This is a genomic window from Natrinema ejinorense, assembly GCF_002494345.1.
Lineage (GTDB): Archaea > Halobacteriota > Halobacteria > Halobacteriales > Natrialbaceae > Natrinema > Natrinema longum.
This window is the reverse complement of sequence record NZ_NXNI01000001.1, coordinates 3717203-3734406: the sequence shown is the minus strand read 5'-3', so window position 1 is coordinate 3734406 and position 17204 is coordinate 3717203. Positions and strand designations below refer to the sequence as shown.

The following is a 17204-nucleotide window of genomic DNA, read 5'->3' as shown; positions in this document are numbered from 1 at the left end:
GTCACGGATCCAATGCGATGTAGTATGAATGTGTGGCTTGATCAGTTAGTGCTCGCGGGCTCAACACCTCGTTGCCTTGGTGCGTACACCCCGAGTCTATCGAACTCGTCTTCTACGAGTGATCTCAATGGTATCTCTTTTTCAGGTGGGTTTCGAGCTTAGATGCGTTCAGCTCTTACCCCGTGGTGCGTCGCTGCCCAGCACGTGCCCTTCCGGACAGCTGGTACACGAGTGGCACCCAATCGTAGTTCCTCTCGTACTATACGATCGTTCCCGTCAGATACCGTAACACCCCCAATAGATAGCAGCCGACCTGTCTCACGACGGTCTAAACCCAGCTCACGACCTCCTTTAATAGGCGAACAACCTCACCCTTGCCCGCTTCTGCACGGGCAGGATGGAGGGAACCGACATCGAGGTAGCAAGCCACCCGGTCGATATGTGCTCTTGCGGGTGACGACTCTGTTATCCCTAAGGTAGCTTTTCTGTCAGCAATTGGCCGCATCAAGCAGCCTAATTGGTTCGCTAGACCACGCTTTCGCGTCAGCGTCCGTCGTTGTGCCGGACACTGTCAGACTTCCATATGCTCTTGCGCTCTTTTCCGCGTCTCCGACGCGGATGAGGAAATCTTGGGGCGCGCCCGATATCTTTTCAGGCGCGTACCGCCCCAGTCAAACTGCCCGGCTACCAGTGTCCTCCGCCAGGAGTGAGAGTCGCAGTCACCATCGGGTAGTATTTCAATGCTGGCTCGGTGGCCCGCTAGCGCGGGTACCTGTGTAATGCCTCCTACCTATGCTGCACAATGGCGACCACGTCTCAGTGACAGCCTGCAGTAAAGCTCTATAGGGTCTTCGCTTCCCCTTGGGGGTCTCCAGACTCCGCACTGGAACGTACAGTTCACCGGGCCCAACGTTGGGACAGTGGCGCTCTCGTTGATCCATTCATGCAAGCCGCTACTGAAGCGGCAAGGTACTACGCTACCTTAAGAGGGTCATAGTTACCCCCGCCGTTAACAGGTCCTTCGTCCCCTTGTACGGGGTGTTCAGATACCTGCACTGGGCAGGATTCAGTGACCGTACGAGTCCTTGCGGATTTGCGGTCACCTATGTTGTTACTAGACAGTCGGAGCGCCCGAGTCACTGCGACCTGCCTCTTCGCGAGGCAGGCATCCCTTATTGCGAACGTACGGGACTAACTTGCCGAATTCCCTAACGTCGGTTGATCCCGACAGACCTTGGCTTTCGCCGCCATGAGTACCTGTGTCGGATCTCGGTACGGACAGTGTGCTCGCTTTTTCACGGGCTCTGGGTAGACCTGACTTGCGCGATCCTGCCATTCGAACGCTTCGTGCCATTACGGCTTCCACGCTCTTCGACAGTTCGACCGGGCGAAAGCCCGGCTCAGGCGGCCCCAAAGCGTCAGCTTTGAGTGCACACTGGCATAGGAATATTAACCTATTTCCCTGTTGTCTGCTTCGACTTACGGGCAGACTTAGGACCGGCTAACCCTCAGCTGATCAGCATTGCTGAGGAACCCTTACTCGTTCGGCCGTCGGGGTTCTAACCCGACTAACGCTGCTACTATGACCAGGATTTTCGTTACTGAACGGTCCACACGAGTTCTCACCCGTGCTTCCACCCGAACAGAACGCCAACCTACAAGATTGCGGTGTGAGCCGCACTGCTAGGTCTCGGTGGTAGACTTGAGCCCCGATCATTTTGGGCGCCTCAAACCTCGGCCGGTAAGCTGTTACGCTTTTCTTAGAGGGTAGCTGCTTCTAAGCTCACCTCCCGGCTGTCTAGGGCTTGAGACCACCTTCGATCGCACTTAGTCTACACTTGGGGACCTTAACCCAGCTCTGGGTTGTCTCCCTCACGGTACACAGGCTTACCCCGTGCACCGGACTCCCTGCGTCAAACGGCGTTCGTAGGTTCGGAGTTGGACAGGGGGGCGCACTCCTCTCGGAGTGCGGTCCCCCAATCCGTCGCTCTACCCCACGAACTACCTCGGCAGAGGTCATGCTTCGACATGTTTCGGTTGGAACCAGCTGTTTCCGGACTCGATGGGCCTTTCACCCCTACACAAAGGTCACGAGAGGGTATTGTAGGACACCAACTCTAACAGACTTCCACGTGCCTTTCGGCACGCTTCATCTTGCCCTTGCGTAGATCGTCCGGTTTCGGGTCGTGCCCGTTTGACTCCCCGCGCTTGAACACGGCGGCCCTCGCACAAAGTGCTGCGGCCATGTCGGTTTCCCTACGCCTTCCTCGATAATCGAGTTAGACTCGTCAAACAGGCACACTCCCTGGTTCGTTTTTCAAAACGTACGACAGAACACCGGCTTCCCAAACTTCCTACTGGAGGCTCGCGCCTCGTTCGTTTTGTCCGGGACCTTGTGTGCCCTGTCGCTCCATCGCCAACTGATTTCACGCCCTATTGCACCTCCCTTCGTGGGGTGCTTTTCAGCGTTCGCTCACGCTACTTGTTCGCTATCGGTCTTGAGGAGTGTTTAGTCTTCGCGGTCGATGCCCGCGATATTCACGAGGGATATCCAACCCCCGGTACTCTGGAACTGACTCGTTCCGTACTACTCGACGATACGGGACTGTCACCCTGTTTCGTGCTCTATTCCAAGAGACTTCGCGTCGCAGTTCGGGAAGTGATCGTCAGTCCGAACACCACATTGCCCGTAAGGGCTTCGGTTTGGACTGTGTCGCGTTTATTCGCCATTACTAACGACATCGCGTTTGCTTTCTTTTCCTGTCGATACTAAGATGTTTCAATTCTCGACGTTCCCCATTGCGCGAAGCAATTGCGGTGGGGATTCCCATTCGGAGATCCTGAGTTCTTCGCCTCCGTGCGGCTCCCTCAGGCTTATCGCAGCTTGGCACGTCCTTCATCAGCTCTCAAGCCGAGCGATCCACCAGCTGGCACAGTAGCCACGTTCATCGGATCGGCAGTCGTAACCAGAAGTTACGACCACGTAGTGACCCGGGAACGGGTCCAGTGGACGCCTGGACTACACGTACACACGGTCTCATCTGCATGCCGTAGACGCGGCATGCATTAACCCTTCCCACCCGCGTTTACACGAGGTGGTGCATCGGTTCGTTGTTCGGATTAGATCGAAGTCGTTTGCCCCACTTAAGGGGCACGATTCGATCGGCCTCCGAGACATGGACCCACAGGGATTCGAACCCTGGGCATCCTCCTTGCAAAGGAGGCACTCTACCACTGAGCTATGGGCCCACTCCCGTCGCGCCGTCAGGCGCGACAGGAATGTAAAGCGTTAACCTTGGTAGTTCAAAGGTGCCCGATCGGCCAGACGCTGGTCGATCGAACGCGGACTGCAAAGGTGGGCTGGGGCGACGCCCCAGTCCCGGTCTGTGGAGGTGATCCAGCCGCAGATTCCCCTACGGCTACCTTGTTACGACTTAAGCCCCCTTGCGGAGCCCAGATTCGACCGACGTTCCGTCGGCCTCATCCGGACCCCACTCGGGTGCTTTGACGGGCGGTGTGTGCAAGGAGCAGGGACGTATTCACCGCGCCCTTCTGAGGCGCGATTACTACCGAATCCAGCTTCATGAGGGCGAGTTTCAGCCCTCAATCCGAACTACGACCAAGTTTCGGAGATTAGCGTCCCCTTTCGGGGTTGCATCCCACTGTCTTGGCCATTGTAGCCCGCGTGTCGCCCAGCACATTCGGGGCATACTGACCTACCGTTGCCCATTCCTTCCTCCAGTTTGGCACTGGCAGTCTCCCTAATGTACCCAACCACCACAAGGGTGTTGCTGGCAATTAGGGACGTGGGTCTCGCTCGTTGCCTGACTTAACAGGACGCCTCACGGTACGAGCTGACGGCGGCCATGCACCTCCTCTCAATGGCTCCAGTAAGATCATCAATCTGACCTTCACTGCACATTGTCGATGCTGGTGAGATGTCCGGCGTTGAGTCCAATTAAACCGCAGGCTCCTCCGGTTGTAGTGCTCCCCCGCCAATTCCTTTAAGTTTCATCCTTGCGGACGTACTTCCCAGGCGGTCTGCTTCACGGCTTCCCTACGGCACAACACAGGCTCGTAGCCTGTGTCACACCTAGCAGACATCGTTTACAGCTCGGACTACCCGGGTATCTAATCCGGTTCGTGACCCGAGCTTTCGTCCCTCACCGTCGGATCCGTCTTTCCAGAGCGCTTTCGCCACCGGTGGTCCGTCCAGGATTACGGGATTTCACTCCTACCCCGGACGTACCCTCTGGATCTTCCGGTCCCAAGCCACACAGTTTTCACCGGACGCCTGCGCGTTAAGCGCGCAGATTTCCCGACGAACTTGCGTGGCCAGCTACGGACGCTTTAGGCCCAATAATAGCGGTCATCACTCGTGCTGCCGGTATTACCGCGGCGGCTGGCACCGGTCTTGCCCAGCACTTATTCTGCGACCACCTTACGGTCGCAAAAAGCGAGGACTATATGCCCTCGCACTCGGAGTCCCCTTATCGCACTCGCGTGCAGTGTAAAGGTTTCGCGCCTGCTGCGCCCCGTAGGGCCCGGTATCTTGTCTCAGATACCGTCTCCGGGCTCTTGCTCTCACAACCCGTACCGATTATGGGCACGGTGGGCCGTTACCCCACCGTCTACCTAATCGGCCGCAGCCACATCCTATAGCGCCTGAACGTTTCCGGTTCACGCCACTCCAGGCGTCGAACCGTATTGGCTATTAGCCTCAGTTTCCCGAGGTTATCGCCATCTATAGGGTAGTTTGGCCACGTGTTACTGAGCTATCTGCTACGAGTCTAAACTCGTGCAACTAGCATGGCTAAATCGGACTCCAATAGCAATGACCTCCGGCAGGATCAACCGGAATGCTATATTACTCCCCGTGAGGGGAGGGTCTGTTGGCGGTGAATGTTAGTACACACTCACACATAATGGGTCCACGTTCGATGACACAACGATCGCCGACCGATCGGGCGTCACCGAACTACCAAGGCTAACATCAGATCCCATCTGTACGGCGGACCGCAGGGGTGGAATCCTCATCTCTTGCGGATGTAATCGTACGCCGTCCGGGGTACATAACCCCTTTGGGTTCGATCCATCCGGGATGACGGAACGAGTTGAACGTCCCGTCGATCACACGTTCTTCGTGTTCACATCCGAATGCCCTCGTACATATAAGGGCGTCGGATCGATCCCGCGCCGAAAACCGCATCCGGCGGCGGGATGTACGATCACAACTGAACGCCCAGGCACGTATAAGGGCTCCGGATCGTCGTGGACGGTTTCTCCGGCCACGAACACATCCATAGTGGAGCCCTCGAGTACGGATAAGGCCGTCGGATCGAACCGACGGATTGTCCGAGAGCGGATGTGATGCCTACCTCCGTGCCGGGTTGCGGCCGGAGGGAACGTGGCGGGTGCGCCACGTCGTTCGCATTACAATCGAATGCCCGGTTCACATATAAGGCCGTCGAACGAGACTCGTATCGGAACCCGATACCATGGCACGGTTTTCCACGAGATAATCGTCGCGATGACAGTAATAAACGCAGCCGCTGCTCGAGCGATTCGGCTCGGCGGCGAGAGAATGTTACGCGGGCGGAGGTCGGCCGGTCATCCCACCCTCGAAGGTACGGTCGAGCCGGATGATACCCGCGTGGTGTCGCACTCGAGCGCGCACGCGCAAGAAGGCTTCGTGTTAGACGAGTGAGAGCGACGGGAGACGCATCGATGCCGATAAACCATGTGCGTCGTAAGGGGAACACGAATGGTCCGGGACCCGTTCGCTTCGGAGTCGACGACGTCCGCGGAGGAGATCTGCGCTGCGTTGGACGATCCCGACTGCCGTGAGATTATTCGCAATCTCGAGGAACCCATGACTGCTGCCGAGCTATCGAAGCAGTGTGAGATCCCCCAGTCGACGCTGTACCGTAAACTCGAGTTGTTGACCGAAGCGACGCTGCTCGAGGAGTCGACGGAGATTCGACAGGACGGGCATCACGCGAGCAAGTACTCGGTCGCGTTCGACGAGATTACGCTCGGGTTAGACGAGGACCGATCGCTGTCTGTCCAGATCGAGCGGCCGGCCCGGACTGCCGACGAACGGCTCGCAGAGCTGTGGTCGGAGGTACGAAAGGAAACATGAACGCGCTTCCAGCCGGTCCGACGGGGATGACACTCGCGCTGACGATCGTCAAGACCCTCGTGCTCGTGGTGGGTGGGTTTATCACGTATTTCGCGTTCAAGGCGTATCGTCGAACCCGACAGCGATCACTGGGCTATCTCGCGGCCGGCTTCGGTCTGGTCACGCTCGGGTTAGTACTCGCCGGTATGTTGTACGAACTGCTCGACGTCCTCCTCATAACGGGAATTTTACTCGAAAGTCTGCTCGTTTTGGCCGGCTTCCTCGTGATCGCATATTCGCTGTACGTTCAGTAAGCGGTCAGTGTCACCGTCTTTCGAACGGCTGCCTCGAGGGTGAATCGACACGAACAGCACGGACGCGTGTACGCGGGAAAGAGTGGGTCTAGGTGCCGTCAGGTTCGAAGGCGTACAGGCCTGTGAGGACCCCGCCGCGTGTAGCCGAGAAAATTACCAGGCGGACCAGGCGCTGCTCTGTTCGTCGTAGGCGTAGACGCGCTTGATGTCCTTCGCGAAGGCAGCATCCCCCTCCATATCGAAGCGATCCCGTCGGTAGCCGTCGGCGTCGCCGCGGACGACGAAGGCGTCGATCTCGAACTCGTCGTCGCCGAAGGAGTCGACGGCACCGACCTCGAACTCGTAGTCGCCGGGAACGTGGACCGTGATGCTCCGGCTGTCCTCCCGTGACCCGTCCTGTGGATGGACGGTCACGTTGACCCCGACGTTGTCGACCTCGCGGGTCCAGACGGTCTCGACCTCGTCGGCAGACGCTTCCTCGACTCGTTTTTGCCCGCCGAGTTCGAGACTCGTCACGCGAACCGTCGAGAGGACTTCCTCGGTCTCGAGGATGAACTCGTCGCCGACCTCGATGGTCTCGTCCTCGGGCGTGGTGACGTTCGCCGTGAACGATTCCCCGCCCTGGGAGACGACGACGTCGAGCGTGACTTCGCTCTCGCGTTCGGGGTGGATCTTGTGGACGTGACTACACTCGCTGCATCGAACGGTGAGGGTACCGCCGCCGTCCGTGAGTACCTCGTGGACCGTCTCGAGGTCCGGCGAGCACGAAGGACAGGGCGTCGGAACCCGATCCGGTAGTTCGCTCATACCCCCTGTACACGCTACGCACCTAAAAGCCGATTGAACCCGTCCTACTCCCGGTCAGATAACGACTGCTGGGTCGAACGCCCTGGAAATCAGTTCGTCCCTATAGCCGACACGGAAGAGAACACTAGTCTCGTTCCAACCGTCGACTGCAGGCGTGGACCGCCACTAGTTCCCCTGAATCGCGTCGATGACCATCGCCGCTGCAACGATGGGCTCTTTCGGGACGGTGCTGGCGTCGTCGATGGTGATCTCGTAGCGGTCCCGCAGCGAGAACTGCCCGTCGATGGAGCCGACGTGAGCGCCCTCTTGATCCGTGATTTCGTACTTGTGCGGGATCCAGCCGCCGAACGGAACGATGTTCCGGGCCAGCGTCACCATCGCACCACGGGAGTTGATTTCGGCCAGTTTCGCCTCCGTGGTCGCATCGCGAATCTTCCAGGTGTCCTGAAGCAGCGAGTAGTCGTTATCCAGAATAACGAGATTCTCGCCGGTCTCGGCGTCTGAAAGCACGTAGTTCCCTGCGACATCGATGATGCCGCCGGCTTTCACCGTGAACACCTCGTTGCCGTCGGCGTCGACGAACGGAAACTCCTCTTTCATCTTGAGCATCTTCTGTTTGCCCCTGAGAACGACGTTCCCGTCGACGTCGAGCGCTTTGTACTTGTTCCGAACGAGTCCCTGCTCGACAGTGTATCGGTCGTCCGTGAGCTCTATCCCCCGAATGTCGTATCCCTTCGTTCCGCTCATCGGTCCGAACTCACACTATCACCACTTGAAACCACTAGGTTCCCACACATACGGTGAAGATTTAATCGATCGACACAGACGGAATTTCCCCTCGAGATAGACACAAAACGGAGCCGAACCTTCGGGCGCTCCCAACCGATCAGGAACCGTCCGGCTGGGGAAGTTCGACGGGATCGCCGTCGGCGAGGACGGTCGGCTCCCGAACGATCCCGTCGAGGTGGATCGGCGCTTCCGTCTCGCCGCCGATGCCCGCGTTGTCGCCGATCGCGATGTGGACGGTACCACCGGCCTTCTCGTCGAGGAGGACCGAGCCGACGAGTTCGGTGACCGCCACGTTCGTCCCGATACCGAGTTCCGCGAGGTTGTACGCGGCGTCCCCGACCGCTTCGGCAGCGTTCTCGACCGTTTCGCGGATCTCGTCGTCGGAAATGTGCGTGACGAGGCCGTCCTCGACCTCGAACGTGAGCCGGTGGCCCTCCTCGAGCAGCCCGTGGGGACGCATCGTCCCGTCGACGACGAACGTTCCGTCCGCGGTCGTGGGACTGATGAATACCTCGCCGGCCGGGAGGTTCGACATTTGACCGGGTTCGTGGACGATACCGGTGTCCGAGAACCAGTCCCGTCCGCCAACGTCGAAGGTAATATCAGTTCCAGCGTCGGTGATGACGCGAATCTCGTCGGCGTCGGCGACCTGCTCGCGGACCGCTTCGCAGTGGGCCGCGATGGACTCGTAATCGGCGTCGAGGCCGGTCGTGAAGACGTCCTCGGTGATGCCGGGCAGCGTCGCAACCCGCGCGCCCGCCTCGTTGGCTTCGGTTCGGGCCCGAGTGTGGCTCAGGCTCTTGGTCGTCGGCGCGAGCACCACGTCGGCCCCGGCCATCGCAGCTGCAACCGGTGCCGGCGGCTCGCTACCGTGGGTCTCCCCCGGCGGATAGCGGACGAGCACGGCGTCGTCGGTGATCTCGGTCGCCACCTCGTAGATCGCCTCCCCGATGGGTTCGCGCTCGTCGTCGGTAACGACCGCACACGACTCTCCCGCCTCCAGACCCAGACACTGACGAACCGCTGTCTCGGCCGCGTCTCGAAGTGCTACCATACGTGCGTGTGTGGTGAGCGAGCCGATATGTCTTGCCTTCGGTCCCGCGGAGGGGTTCTCGGCCGGCCTCGAAGCAGGGAACCCGCTCGAGTGAAGGGACGAACGAATACCGCGATCGGTCTCGAGAGCGACCTGAACTCCGATCCGAGTAACAATCGGCTGCGAGGGCTCGAAACGATTATCCCGCTCGGTGGTTCACTCCCGAGTATATGCTACAGGTCGCCATCAACGGCTACGGCACGATCGGCAAGCGCGTCGCGGACGCCGTCCGGCAACAGCCCGACATGGAGGTACTGGGAGTTGCGAAGACGCGGCCGAACTTCGAGGCCGAAACAGCGATCGAGAAGGGCTTTGCCCTCTATGCGGCCGTCGAAGAACGCGAGGAACTGTTCGCCGAGGCCGGCCTCGAGATCGCGGGGCCGGTCGAGGACCTGGTGGCCGACGCGGACGTCGTCGTCGACGCCACGCCGTCGGGGATCGGCGCGCAGAACAAGGAACTCTACGAGGAGTACGACACGCCCGCGCTCTATCAGGGCGGCGAGGACGCCGACCTCACCGACGTGAGCTTCAACGCGCGCTCGAACTTCGAGGACGCCGTCGACGCAGACCACGTGCGCGTCGTCTCCTGTAACACGACCGGACTCTCTCGCGTCATCGCACCGCTCCGGGAGGCCTACGGCGTCGAGAAGGTCCGCGCGACGCTCGTCCGTCGCGGTGGCGACCCCGGCCAGACCTCGCGTGGGCCGATCAACGACATCCTCCCGAATCCGGTGACGATTCCCTCCCACCACGGTCCCGACGTCGAGACCATCTTCACCGATCTCGATATCGATACGCTCGGCATGAAGGTGCCCGCGACGCTGATGCACATGCACAGCCTCAACGTCACGTTGGAGGAGGAAGTCGACGCGGCCGACGTCCGCGAACTGTTCGCCGACGAGTCGCGCCTGTTCCTGATCCCCGAGCGGATGGACATCGACGGCAGCGGCAAACTCAAGGAGTACGCGCTGGACGCGGGCCGACCGCGCGGCGACATCTGGGAGAACTGCATCTGGGAGGAATCCGTCTCGACCGTCGGCCGGGACTGTTACCTGTTCCAGGGCATTCACCAGGAGAGCGACGTCGTCCCGGAGAACGTCGATGCCGTTCGTGCCGTGACCGGCGCTGCCGACGCCGAGGAAAGCATCGAAACGACCAACGAGACGCTCGGGATCGGGTTCTAGACGCGCTTCCGTCTCTCTCGCTCGAGTCGACTCGAGCGAGTGACTGTCCCGGACGACGATCCCCACGCCGGCCGACGATCGGCTCCCGGTCGTATAGCAGCGACAGAAAGTTTTTCCCACCCGCCACCCTACACCCGTCCATGCGCCGAGACGACCGCGACGAACCCTTCGACGACCTGTTTCGCGAGATCGAACGAATGATGAACGAGATGATGAACGGAGCCGATGCCAACGTCGATTTCAACTCCTCGAGTGCGGTCGATAACGGGTTCGGCATGGACACCCACGTCGACATCCACGAGACCGACGACGAGGTCCGCGTTGTCGCCGACCTCCCTGGCGTCGAAAAGGACAACATCGAACTCGAGTGCGACGGCGATACCCTGACGATTTCCGCGGAGAGCGACCACCGCCAGTACGACGAACGCGTCTCGCTGCCGACCCGCGTCAACGAACACAGCGCATCGGCGACCTACAACAACGGCGTCCTCGAAGTCGTCTTCGATCGGGCCGAACAGTCCTCCGATATCAGTCTCGAGTAATCGGACAGTCGCGGTCGAACCGATTCGTTTTCGGTCTTCTCATACGGACAACTGGACGTCAGTGCCGACGCAACCGCGAACTGCCCTGTGGTTGCGCCGGTAGAAGGGTACAACAGACCGTCTCAGTCCCCAACGGTGCGGGTCGCGGCCGCAAGTCGGTCGTAAAAGTCCGGTTCGTACTTCGTTTCCTCGTCGATCGTCGGTCGCGCGTTCGTCTCGTTGACCACTAGCCGGTCGTCCGTCTCGAGTACGTCCACGCCCAGAAACGGGATCTCGAGTTCGGCAGCGACCGATTCGGCGAGCTCGCGCCACGCGTCGGGGAGGTCGACGCCGGTCGCGTCCGCGCCGCGGTGGACGTTGTGCTTCCACTGGCCCTCGCTCACCGCCTCGTCGGGCAATCTGCGCTCGACCGCGCCGACGTACTCGCCCTCGAGTATCATCACCCGATAATCGGTCGCGTTCGGGAGATACTCCTGGACGAGAAAGGACTGGTCGCCGGTCGCCCGGTAGTCGTGGACCAGCGAGAGGTAGTCACAGATCCCCAGAAAGGAATCCAGATCGTGAGCCTTCGCGACCCCCACCCCCCGCGTCGTCGAGTTGGGCTTGACCACGACGGGCGGCTCGAACCGCTCGAAGACGTCGACAAGTTCGGTCTCGCCGACGTCGTTCGAGACGTAGACCGACTTCGGGACCGGCAGATCGGCCCGCTCGAGTCGTGCCAGCACCTCGGCCTTGTTGCGCGAGGTCAACACCGCTTCGTGGTCGTTGAGCCACGGAATCTCGAGCAGGGCATCCGCGACCCCGCCTTCCATGAGACGGCCGGGATAGACGAAGCCGACGTCGTACTCGTCGGGCCCCCACGGCGGTTCATCGAGCGGAATCGTGCGCTCGCGCACGGGTACGTGATGAACCGCTATCCCCCGCTCGGCCAGCGGCTCCCCCATCCGCTCGAACGTCTCCTGGTCGTTCGCGACCGCGAGATCGATCATACGCGGTACTCGGGAGGAGATGGGGAAAAAGGTGTCTCGTGGCTAGTGGAAAAACGGGACCGAAACGAGGAGGGCTCGACCACCGGCGCTACTCGTCGGCCGCCTTCGCTCGCACATCGTACGCTTCCCGCATGAACGGCCCGTCGAACGAGACGGTCTCGGTCGCGTCAGCGTCCAGTTCGAGCGTCCGCCGGTCGTCCGTCGATTCGCCGTCCGGTGACGTAAGCGCGACCTCGACGAGCCCGTCCTCGCCGTCGTTTCGGACGTCCGCCTCGACGCTCCCGATCTGCGCCTCGAGGAAGTAGGCGTCGTACCCCTCGGACGAAACGTCGTCGACGACGACATCGCGCCGTTCGCCCGCCGCGAAGTGGACGACGGTCACGCGAGCGGGAGCGCCGGCCGTGAGGACGTCCCCGTCGGTGTCGTCCGCCTCGAGGAGGTACAGCGAAATCGCGGCCTCGCCGTCGTCGCCGGCGTTTTCGAACGTCGCGGCGAACTCGTGGTCCGAGTCCGCGTCGATCGACTCGACGGGCGGAACGACGTCGCCGTCGACGTGCTCGACCGCCGGAACTCGAACGTCTTCGACGACCAGTTCCGGCGGGGCTTCGTCGTCGGGTTCGGACTCGAACGCGGTACATCCTGCGGCCGACGTCGCGAGCAGACTTCCCCCGGCGGCGAGGACTCCTCGGCGATCCATACGTAATATGCCATAGCGAACCCACGTTATTCTTTTCGTCTGATTGGCCACCAAACAAACTGATGCCGGCGTGATCCGGCATGCAGCACGGAGACGTGCGGACCGCTTACGTATCCGAATGTTCCGTGGCCGGGAGTGCGTCTCGAGCAGATGCGAGAGACGCACGATCCGGGGAAAGGCAGGCGGTTGACCGAACCGACCGCGAGTGAGTGCCGAAGGCACGAACGAGCGGGCCGACGACTGATGTGACCGAGTGACGATCAGGAACGAGGGAACGGAAGGAGGAGTGCTTTTGGTCCAGCTTTTACCGAGCGACAACGCACCGTGGAGCGGCATCGCCGCTCCCGGCGCGAAACGAGCGCAGAGTAAAAGGTGGTTTCTAGGCGATCAGCTGTTCTTCGCCGCGCTCGACGACGACGCGGCACGGCGGCGAGATCTTGTTGTAGGAGCGTCGAAGCGCGTCCTTGGCGAACTCGGCGTCGTCGACGTCACACCAGATGGTGAAGATACGCTCGCCGGCGTCGATGCGAGCGGCGGTGCCGACGATCTTCCCGAACGCCTGACGCATCCCGTCGGAAACACGGTCTGCACCCGCGCCCGTCGCCTGCTTGTTCTCCCGGATGACGTGGTGGGGGAACTTTCGCAGGACCATCTTGTAGTTGTTCTCGCCGGCGTTTTTCAGCATGTGCCGGTTGGCCGAGAGGCGGGAGGCCTCGAGCGAACCGTGACGGATCTGGACCTCTTCTTCCGTAATGAGGCTGATCTGGACGGGGTAGTCCTCGGCGTTCGCCTGGGCGTCGCCCATCTTGTGCTGTGCGATCTTCGAACCCGGGATGCCAGTAATGTACTCGCGGCGCGTGTAGGCCGGCTTACTGATCTCCCGGTACATGGAGGCAGGCTTGTCTGACATGGTTGTGATTACTTACGAGAACGGAGGCCCACCGCGCGGATAAAGGCTTCGAAGCACCGCGTCGGGCGGGATTGAGCGGGCCCTCAGTTGGCGATGACGTACTCGGACTCGCTTTGCTCGATCAGATCCTCGCCCTCGAGCGAGGACAGCACGCTCAGAACGGACAGTTTCTGCATGTTCAGGAGTTCGGTGAGATCCGTCGCCGTCGCCCCGCCGGTTGCCTCGAGCGTGAGGTAGACGAGCTTGCTCTGTGCGGAGCCGAGCTCTGCGGGGACGTGGCTGAGTCGATCGGTCGTTCGTGCGTCTTGTTTCATCATATACATATCAACCACGATCCTCCATATAAATCTGTGGTGTAGAGAATATAGATGGACTAGTAGATAACAATGTGACTAAATACCAATAAGGGCACGGACTCGAGCGCAGGACGGTGAGACGGGACTACCGACGCTATCTCAGTGGTCGCCTCGCGGCCCGTTCGGGCCGCTCTAGAACTCGTTCCCGGGATAGTAGCCACTGCAACGAGTGACACACGAACCACGACACTGTCATGCGGTCAGGTGTGCAGTGATTGTCAGTGGATACCACAGGAGTACAGTCGGAGGCAACGGATGGGCCCGACCCTCTTTGGGGCCGAGCGAGCTCGCGAACTGTAATCCCGCTCGAAAGAACGATCCGTTTTTCCACCGCTTCTCGGCTCCCCGTCCGGTCGTGTGGCGTCTCGATCGAAGCCACTTAGTGATATTACCCACTGGTTTCGGCCGTGAATCCCTCGAATTGGCGGGTCTACCTGGTCACGCAGGCGTCGCTGTCGGGCGACCGATCGACACTCGAGATCGTCGACGCGGCTATCGACGGCGGTATCGACGCCGTCCAACTCCGCGAGAAGGAGACGACCGCCCGATCGCGGTACGAACTCGGCCTCGAGTTGCGCGAACGCACGGCGGCGGCGGGCGTCGACCTGATCGTCAACGATCGGATCGATCTCGCCCGGGCGATCGATGCCGACGGGGTCCACGTCGGGCAGTCGGATCTTCCGGTGTCGGCCGTTCGTGACCTGCTCGGGCCGGACGCGATCGTCGGTTGTTCGGCGTCGACGGTCGCGGACGCTCGGGAGGCGGAAGCCCACGGCGCGGACTACCTCGGCGTCGGGGCCGTCTACGGGACGTCCTCGAAGGACGTCGACGAAACCAAAGACGGGATCGGTCCGGATCGGATCGCCGAGATCGCCGACGCGGTCTCGGTTCCGATCCACGGGATCGGCGGGATCACGGCCGACACCGCCGCACCCGTCGTTACAGCGGGCGCAGCCGGGGTAGCCGTAATCAGCGAGATCACGACGGCGTCGGATCCACGAGCCGCGACGGAATCGCTTGCTGCCGCCGTCGAAACGACAAAGGAAGTCGGTCGCGGAGGACGAGGGGAATGAGCGTTACTGACATCGCCGCCGCGGACCTCGCGGAATCGGTTCGGACGATCCGGGAGACGGAGCCGCTCGTCCAGCACCTGACGAACACGGTGACGATCAACGACGTGGCGAACCTGACCCTCCACTGGGGTGGGCTGCCGGTGATGGCCGATTCGTTCGGGGATGCCGGCGAGATGGCCGCGGCCGCGCGTGCGGTCGTGATCAACATCGGGCAGGTACCCGACGGCCGCGTCGAAGCCATGCACGAGGCCGGCCAGACGGCCAACGAGCGTGGGATTCCGGTCGTTCTCGACCCCGTCGGCGTCGGCTCGACGCCCTCGCGCGACGCGGTCGCGGAAAGCCTCCTCTCGGAGGTCGAGTTCGCCGCGATCAAGGGCAACTACGGCGAGATCAGTGCGCTCGCGGGCGTCGAGGCGGAGGTCAAAGGCGTCGAGTCGATCGGTGACTACGGGCAAATCAAGAAGACGGCCCGTTCGGTCGCCGAGTCGACCGGCGCGATCGTCGTCGCCTCGGGCGTCGAGGACGTCGTCGCGGACGCCGACGGCGCGGTCAGAGTGGCCGCGGGCCACGAGATGCTCGGCGAGGTCGTCGGGACCGGCTGCATGCTCGGTGCGACCGTCGGGACGTTCTGTGGCGCACTCGAGGAGGCTCACGAAGCTGCCGTCCACGGCGCACTCGCCTTCGGTATCGCCGGCGAACGGGCCGCCGACCTCGAGTACGCGGGGCCGGGGAGCTACCGGACGAACTTCCACGATGCCGTCTACGGAGTCACCGGCGACGCCGTCGAGGAGCTCTCGCTCGGGGATCGGATCGAACAGGCCCTCTGAGACGGGACTGGCTGAAAGTCCAGTCGACGCCCCGGTACTTCCAGCGACTCGGAACGTACTGAAACCGTTTTAATACCGCCGGGAGAAGCGTCAGCCATGGCTCGAGAGGAACTCGAGAACGCGGCCGAGTCGATCGGAGACGCGGCAGGGGCCGCGTCCGACGACGAGGCACGGGAACGACTACAGAATCAGGCAGCGAAGTTCGAGGACTACGCCACGGCCGACCACGGGCCGGACCACGGACAGCTCGCGCGCCACGAACACATTCTGAACGACATCGCGGACGACGAGGGCGGCGACGTCGCCGATCACCTCGAGGACGCCCTCGAGGCGATCACGGAGTTCCGGTCGACGCTCGAGGGCGTCTAGGGGTTCCGGAACCGTTGTTTTTCGCGGTCCAGGAGGATGGCGAGGACGGACCCGACAGTCCTCGAGCCGTGACGCCGATCCGTGAACGGAGGCAGGCAGATCCGGCGGTGAACCACCGACGAGCGTCCTGCTCGCGTGGCGACAGGGAACCGCCACGTCCTCCCCAGCCGATTCGCTCGTAGTACTCGCTCATCCCTCGCGTGCGTTCGAGCAACGGGTCGCCATCGGCGACCCGTCGCTCAGCACGCGCCACCGCTCGTCGCTCAGCACGCACTACCACCCGTCACTCAGCACGCACTACCACCCATCACTCAGCACGCGCTATCACGCCATTGTCAGTCGGAGTGGAGTGAGCGGTGGCTCCTGTAGCTGTACTGCCGACGAGTTCCATGAGGGGGTTCGAACGCGGAATCGGGGCGCTGTTCGCTCGTTAGCAGACCGGTTTGGGGTTCGCGCCCATCCCTTCGAGCGTCTCGACGTACTCGTCGTAGGCGGCCTGGATCGCGCCCGTCGCGGCCTCCTCGGCGCGGTCCCAGTCCTCGTCGTCCTCACAGACCGTCTCGAGGAGGGTCGTCGCGCGCTCGAGTTGGTCGTCTAAGTCCTCGCCGAAGCCGCGGAACAGGCTGGCGGTCTGGGGGTCGGCGTCGCCGACGAAGTAGCCGACGACCTGATCCTTCGAGCGCTGGCTCGCGAGGATGCGGCCGACGAGCGCGCCGACGCGGGAGACGGTGTCCTCTCGGTCGCGGAGGTACTCGTGGAGCTGGGGCGTCTCGGTCGGCTCGTACTCGTCGTCGGCGAGTTTGTCGTCGACGGTCTCGTAATGGTCCTGTTCCTCCTCGGCCGTCGTCTCGAAGGCCGCGCGGGCCCCCTCGTCAGCCTCGTCGTCGGCCCACTCGAGGAACGTCTGCCAGGCGGCGTACTCGGCGTCGGCGGTGGCCTCGAGGACGGGTTCGGTGTCGATCTCGCCGCCGGTCTCGGCGTACAGCGACTTCGAGGAGCCGAGTCGTGAAAGGGCGGTCTGGTTTTCCTCGCTGACGGTTTCGACGAACGTCTCCGGATCGGTCATGGGAACGCATTCGGACGGGGCCGGGTTATGTTTATCGTGACGGCGCTCGCCTCGATGTCCGATCGAG

Annotated in this window: 15 protein-coding genes, 1 tRNA gene and 2 rRNA genes; 7 read left to right on the top strand and 11 right to left on the bottom strand. The window is 61.8% G+C overall.

From position 1 onward, the window contains the following. Nucleotides 1-27: 27 nt before the first annotated feature. The 3 genes from CP557_RS18255 to CP557_RS18245 form a co-directional block, all read right to left on the bottom strand. A 23S ribosomal RNA gene (locus tag CP557_RS18255) occupies nt 28-2948 on the bottom strand. A gap of 229 nt (nt 2949-3177) precedes the next feature. After that, nucleotides 3178-3249: transfer RNA gene (locus CP557_RS18250), tRNA-Ala, on the bottom strand. A gap of 138 nt (nt 3250-3387) precedes the next feature. Then, a 16S ribosomal RNA gene (locus tag CP557_RS18245) occupies nt 3388-4861 on the bottom strand. Together the 16S and 23S rRNA genes with 1 tRNA gene alongside form the textbook arrangement of a ribosomal RNA operon. Before the next feature lie 903 nt (nt 4862-5764). Here CP557_RS18245 and CP557_RS18240 point away from each other — a divergent pair. Together CP557_RS18240 and CP557_RS18235 are read left to right on the top strand one after the other, a co-directional pair. Beyond that, nucleotides 5765-6142 (top strand): winged helix-turn-helix domain-containing protein, encoded by a 378-nt coding sequence (locus tag CP557_RS18240; protein ID WP_097381224.1) that lies wholly within the window; start codon nt 5765-5767, stop codon nt 6140-6142. Then, complete coding sequence (locus CP557_RS18235; RefSeq protein WP_097381223.1) at nt 6139-6435, top strand: DUF7521 family protein; 297 nt, start codon at nt 6139-6141, stop codon at nt 6433-6435. The genes CP557_RS18240 and CP557_RS18235 overlap by 4 nt, the downstream gene beginning before the upstream one ends. Before the next feature lie 153 nt (nt 6436-6588). Here the strand turns inward: CP557_RS18235 and CP557_RS18230 are convergent, their stop codons facing one another. The 3 genes from CP557_RS18230 to CP557_RS18220 form a co-directional block, all read right to left on the bottom strand. Next, nucleotides 6589-7242: an HVO_0476 family zinc finger protein gene (locus CP557_RS18230; protein ID WP_097381222.1), complete on the bottom strand. Its 654-nt coding sequence runs from the start codon at nt 7240-7242 to the stop codon at nt 6589-6591. A gap of 165 nt (nt 7243-7407) precedes the next feature. Next, entirely contained in the window at nt 7408-7989 is a 582-nt protein-coding gene (locus CP557_RS18225; protein WP_097381221.1) for an LURP-one-related/scramblase family protein, read from the bottom strand. Between the two features lie 139 nt (nt 7990-8128). Further along, nucleotides 8129-9085: an aminopeptidase gene (locus tag CP557_RS18220; RefSeq protein WP_097381220.1), complete on the bottom strand. Its 957-nt coding sequence runs from the start codon at nt 9083-9085 to the stop codon at nt 8129-8131. A gap of 209 nt (nt 9086-9294) precedes the next feature. On the opposite strand from CP557_RS18220, the gene CP557_RS18215 reads away from it, so the two are divergent. Beyond that, nucleotides 9295-10308: a type II glyceraldehyde-3-phosphate dehydrogenase gene (locus CP557_RS18215; RefSeq protein WP_097381219.1), complete on the top strand. Its 1014-nt coding sequence runs from the start codon at nt 9295-9297 to the stop codon at nt 10306-10308. Nucleotides 10309-10448: 140 nt separating this feature from the next. Continuing rightward, nucleotides 10449-10850, top strand: a complete 402-nt coding sequence (locus CP557_RS18210) for an Hsp20/alpha crystallin family protein (protein ID WP_097381218.1) — start codon at nt 10449-10451, stop codon at nt 10848-10850. Nucleotides 10851-10972: 122 nt separating this feature from the next. Here CP557_RS18210 and CP557_RS18205 read toward each other — a convergent pair whose 3' ends face one another. The 4 genes from CP557_RS18205 to CP557_RS18190 form a co-directional block, all read right to left on the bottom strand. Continuing rightward, a complete protein-coding gene (locus CP557_RS18205) occupies nt 10973-11839 on the bottom strand; it encodes an ATP-grasp domain-containing protein (RefSeq protein WP_097381217.1) in 867 nt (288 codons plus the stop codon). Nucleotides 11840-11927: 88 nt separating this feature from the next. Continuing rightward, entirely contained in the window at nt 11928-12536 is a 609-nt protein-coding gene (locus CP557_RS18200) for a hypothetical protein (protein ID WP_097381216.1), read from the bottom strand. A gap of 379 nt (nt 12537-12915) precedes the next feature. Further along, the gene (locus tag CP557_RS18195; RefSeq protein WP_006182876.1) at nt 12916-13446 is read right to left on the bottom strand and encodes a 50S ribosomal protein L16; all 531 of its coding nucleotides are present in this window, start codon (nt 13444-13446) and stop codon (nt 12916-12918) included. 83 nt (nt 13447-13529) lie between these two features. Then, nucleotides 13530-13763: a MarR family transcriptional regulator gene (locus CP557_RS18190; protein WP_097381709.1), complete on the bottom strand. Its 234-nt coding sequence runs from the start codon at nt 13761-13763 to the stop codon at nt 13530-13532. A gap of 446 nt (nt 13764-14209) precedes the next feature. Between CP557_RS18190 and thiE the strand changes: the two genes are divergently transcribed. From thiE to CP557_RS18175, 3 genes are all read left to right on the top strand, one after another. Beyond that, nucleotides 14210-14875, top strand: coding sequence for a thiamine phosphate synthase (gene thiE / locus CP557_RS18185; RefSeq protein WP_097381215.1), 666 nt, complete (start codon nt 14210-14212; stop codon nt 14873-14875). Next, nucleotides 14872-15702, top strand: coding sequence for a hydroxyethylthiazole kinase (thiM, locus tag CP557_RS18180; RefSeq protein WP_097381214.1), 831 nt, complete (start codon nt 14872-14874; stop codon nt 15700-15702). The genes thiE and thiM overlap by 4 nt, the downstream gene beginning before the upstream one ends. 96 nt (nt 15703-15798) lie before the next feature. Then, a complete protein-coding gene (locus CP557_RS18175) occupies nt 15799-16071 on the top strand; it encodes a DUF7553 family protein (protein WP_097381213.1) in 273 nt (90 codons plus the stop codon). Between the two features lie 430 nt (nt 16072-16501). Here the strand turns inward: CP557_RS18175 and CP557_RS18170 are convergent, their stop codons facing one another. Continuing rightward, nucleotides 16502-17137 carry a rubrerythrin family protein gene (locus CP557_RS18170; RefSeq protein WP_097381212.1) on the bottom strand — a complete coding sequence of 212 codons (636 nt, stop codon included), beginning with the start codon at nt 17135-17137 and terminating at the stop codon, nt 16502-16504. Nucleotides 17138-17204 lie beyond the last annotated feature (67 nt).

What these genes read in the sequence shown, in the direction of transcription:
- CP557_RS18220 (WP_097381220.1), bottom strand. Translation starts at nt 9,085, where the DNA reads ATGGTAGCACTTCGAGACGCGGCCGAGACAGCGGTTCGTCAGTGTCTG.
- CP557_RS18195 (WP_006182876.1), bottom strand. Translation starts at nt 13,446, where the DNA reads ATGTCAGACAAGCCTGCCTCCATGTACCGGGAGATCAGTAAGCCGGCC.
- CP557_RS18210 (WP_097381218.1), top strand. Translation starts at nt 10,449, where the DNA reads ATGCGCCGAGACGACCGCGACGAACCCTTCGACGACCTGTTTCGCGAG.
- thiM (WP_097381214.1), top strand. Translation starts at nt 14,872, where the DNA reads ATGAGCGTTACTGACATCGCCGCCGCGGACCTCGCGGAATCGGTTCGG.
- CP557_RS18200 (WP_097381216.1), bottom strand. Translation starts at nt 12,536, where the DNA reads ATGGATCGCCGAGGAGTCCTCGCCGCCGGGGGAAGTCTGCTCGCGACG.
- CP557_RS18175 (WP_097381213.1), top strand. Translation starts at nt 15,799, where the DNA reads ATGGCTCGAGAGGAACTCGAGAACGCGGCCGAGTCGATCGGAGACGCG.
- CP557_RS18240 (WP_097381224.1), top strand. Translation starts at nt 5,765, where the DNA reads ATGGTCCGGGACCCGTTCGCTTCGGAGTCGACGACGTCCGCGGAGGAG.
- CP557_RS18190 (WP_097381709.1), bottom strand. Translation starts at nt 13,763, where the DNA reads ATGATGAAACAAGACGCACGAACGACCGATCGACTCAGCCACGTCCCC.
- CP557_RS18205 (WP_097381217.1), bottom strand. Translation starts at nt 11,839, where the DNA reads ATGATCGATCTCGCGGTCGCGAACGACCAGGAGACGTTCGAGCGGATG.
- CP557_RS18230 (WP_097381222.1), bottom strand. Translation starts at nt 7,242, where the DNA reads ATGAGCGAACTACCGGATCGGGTTCCGACGCCCTGTCCTTCGTGCTCG.
- CP557_RS18215 (WP_097381219.1), top strand. Translation starts at nt 9,295, where the DNA reads ATGCTACAGGTCGCCATCAACGGCTACGGCACGATCGGCAAGCGCGTC.
- CP557_RS18235 (WP_097381223.1), top strand. Translation starts at nt 6,139, where the DNA reads ATGAACGCGCTTCCAGCCGGTCCGACGGGGATGACACTCGCGCTGACG.
- CP557_RS18225 (WP_097381221.1), bottom strand. Translation starts at nt 7,989, where the DNA reads ATGAGCGGAACGAAGGGATACGACATTCGGGGGATAGAGCTCACGGAC.
- CP557_RS18170 (WP_097381212.1), bottom strand. Translation starts at nt 17,137, where the DNA reads ATGACCGATCCGGAGACGTTCGTCGAAACCGTCAGCGAGGAAAACCAG.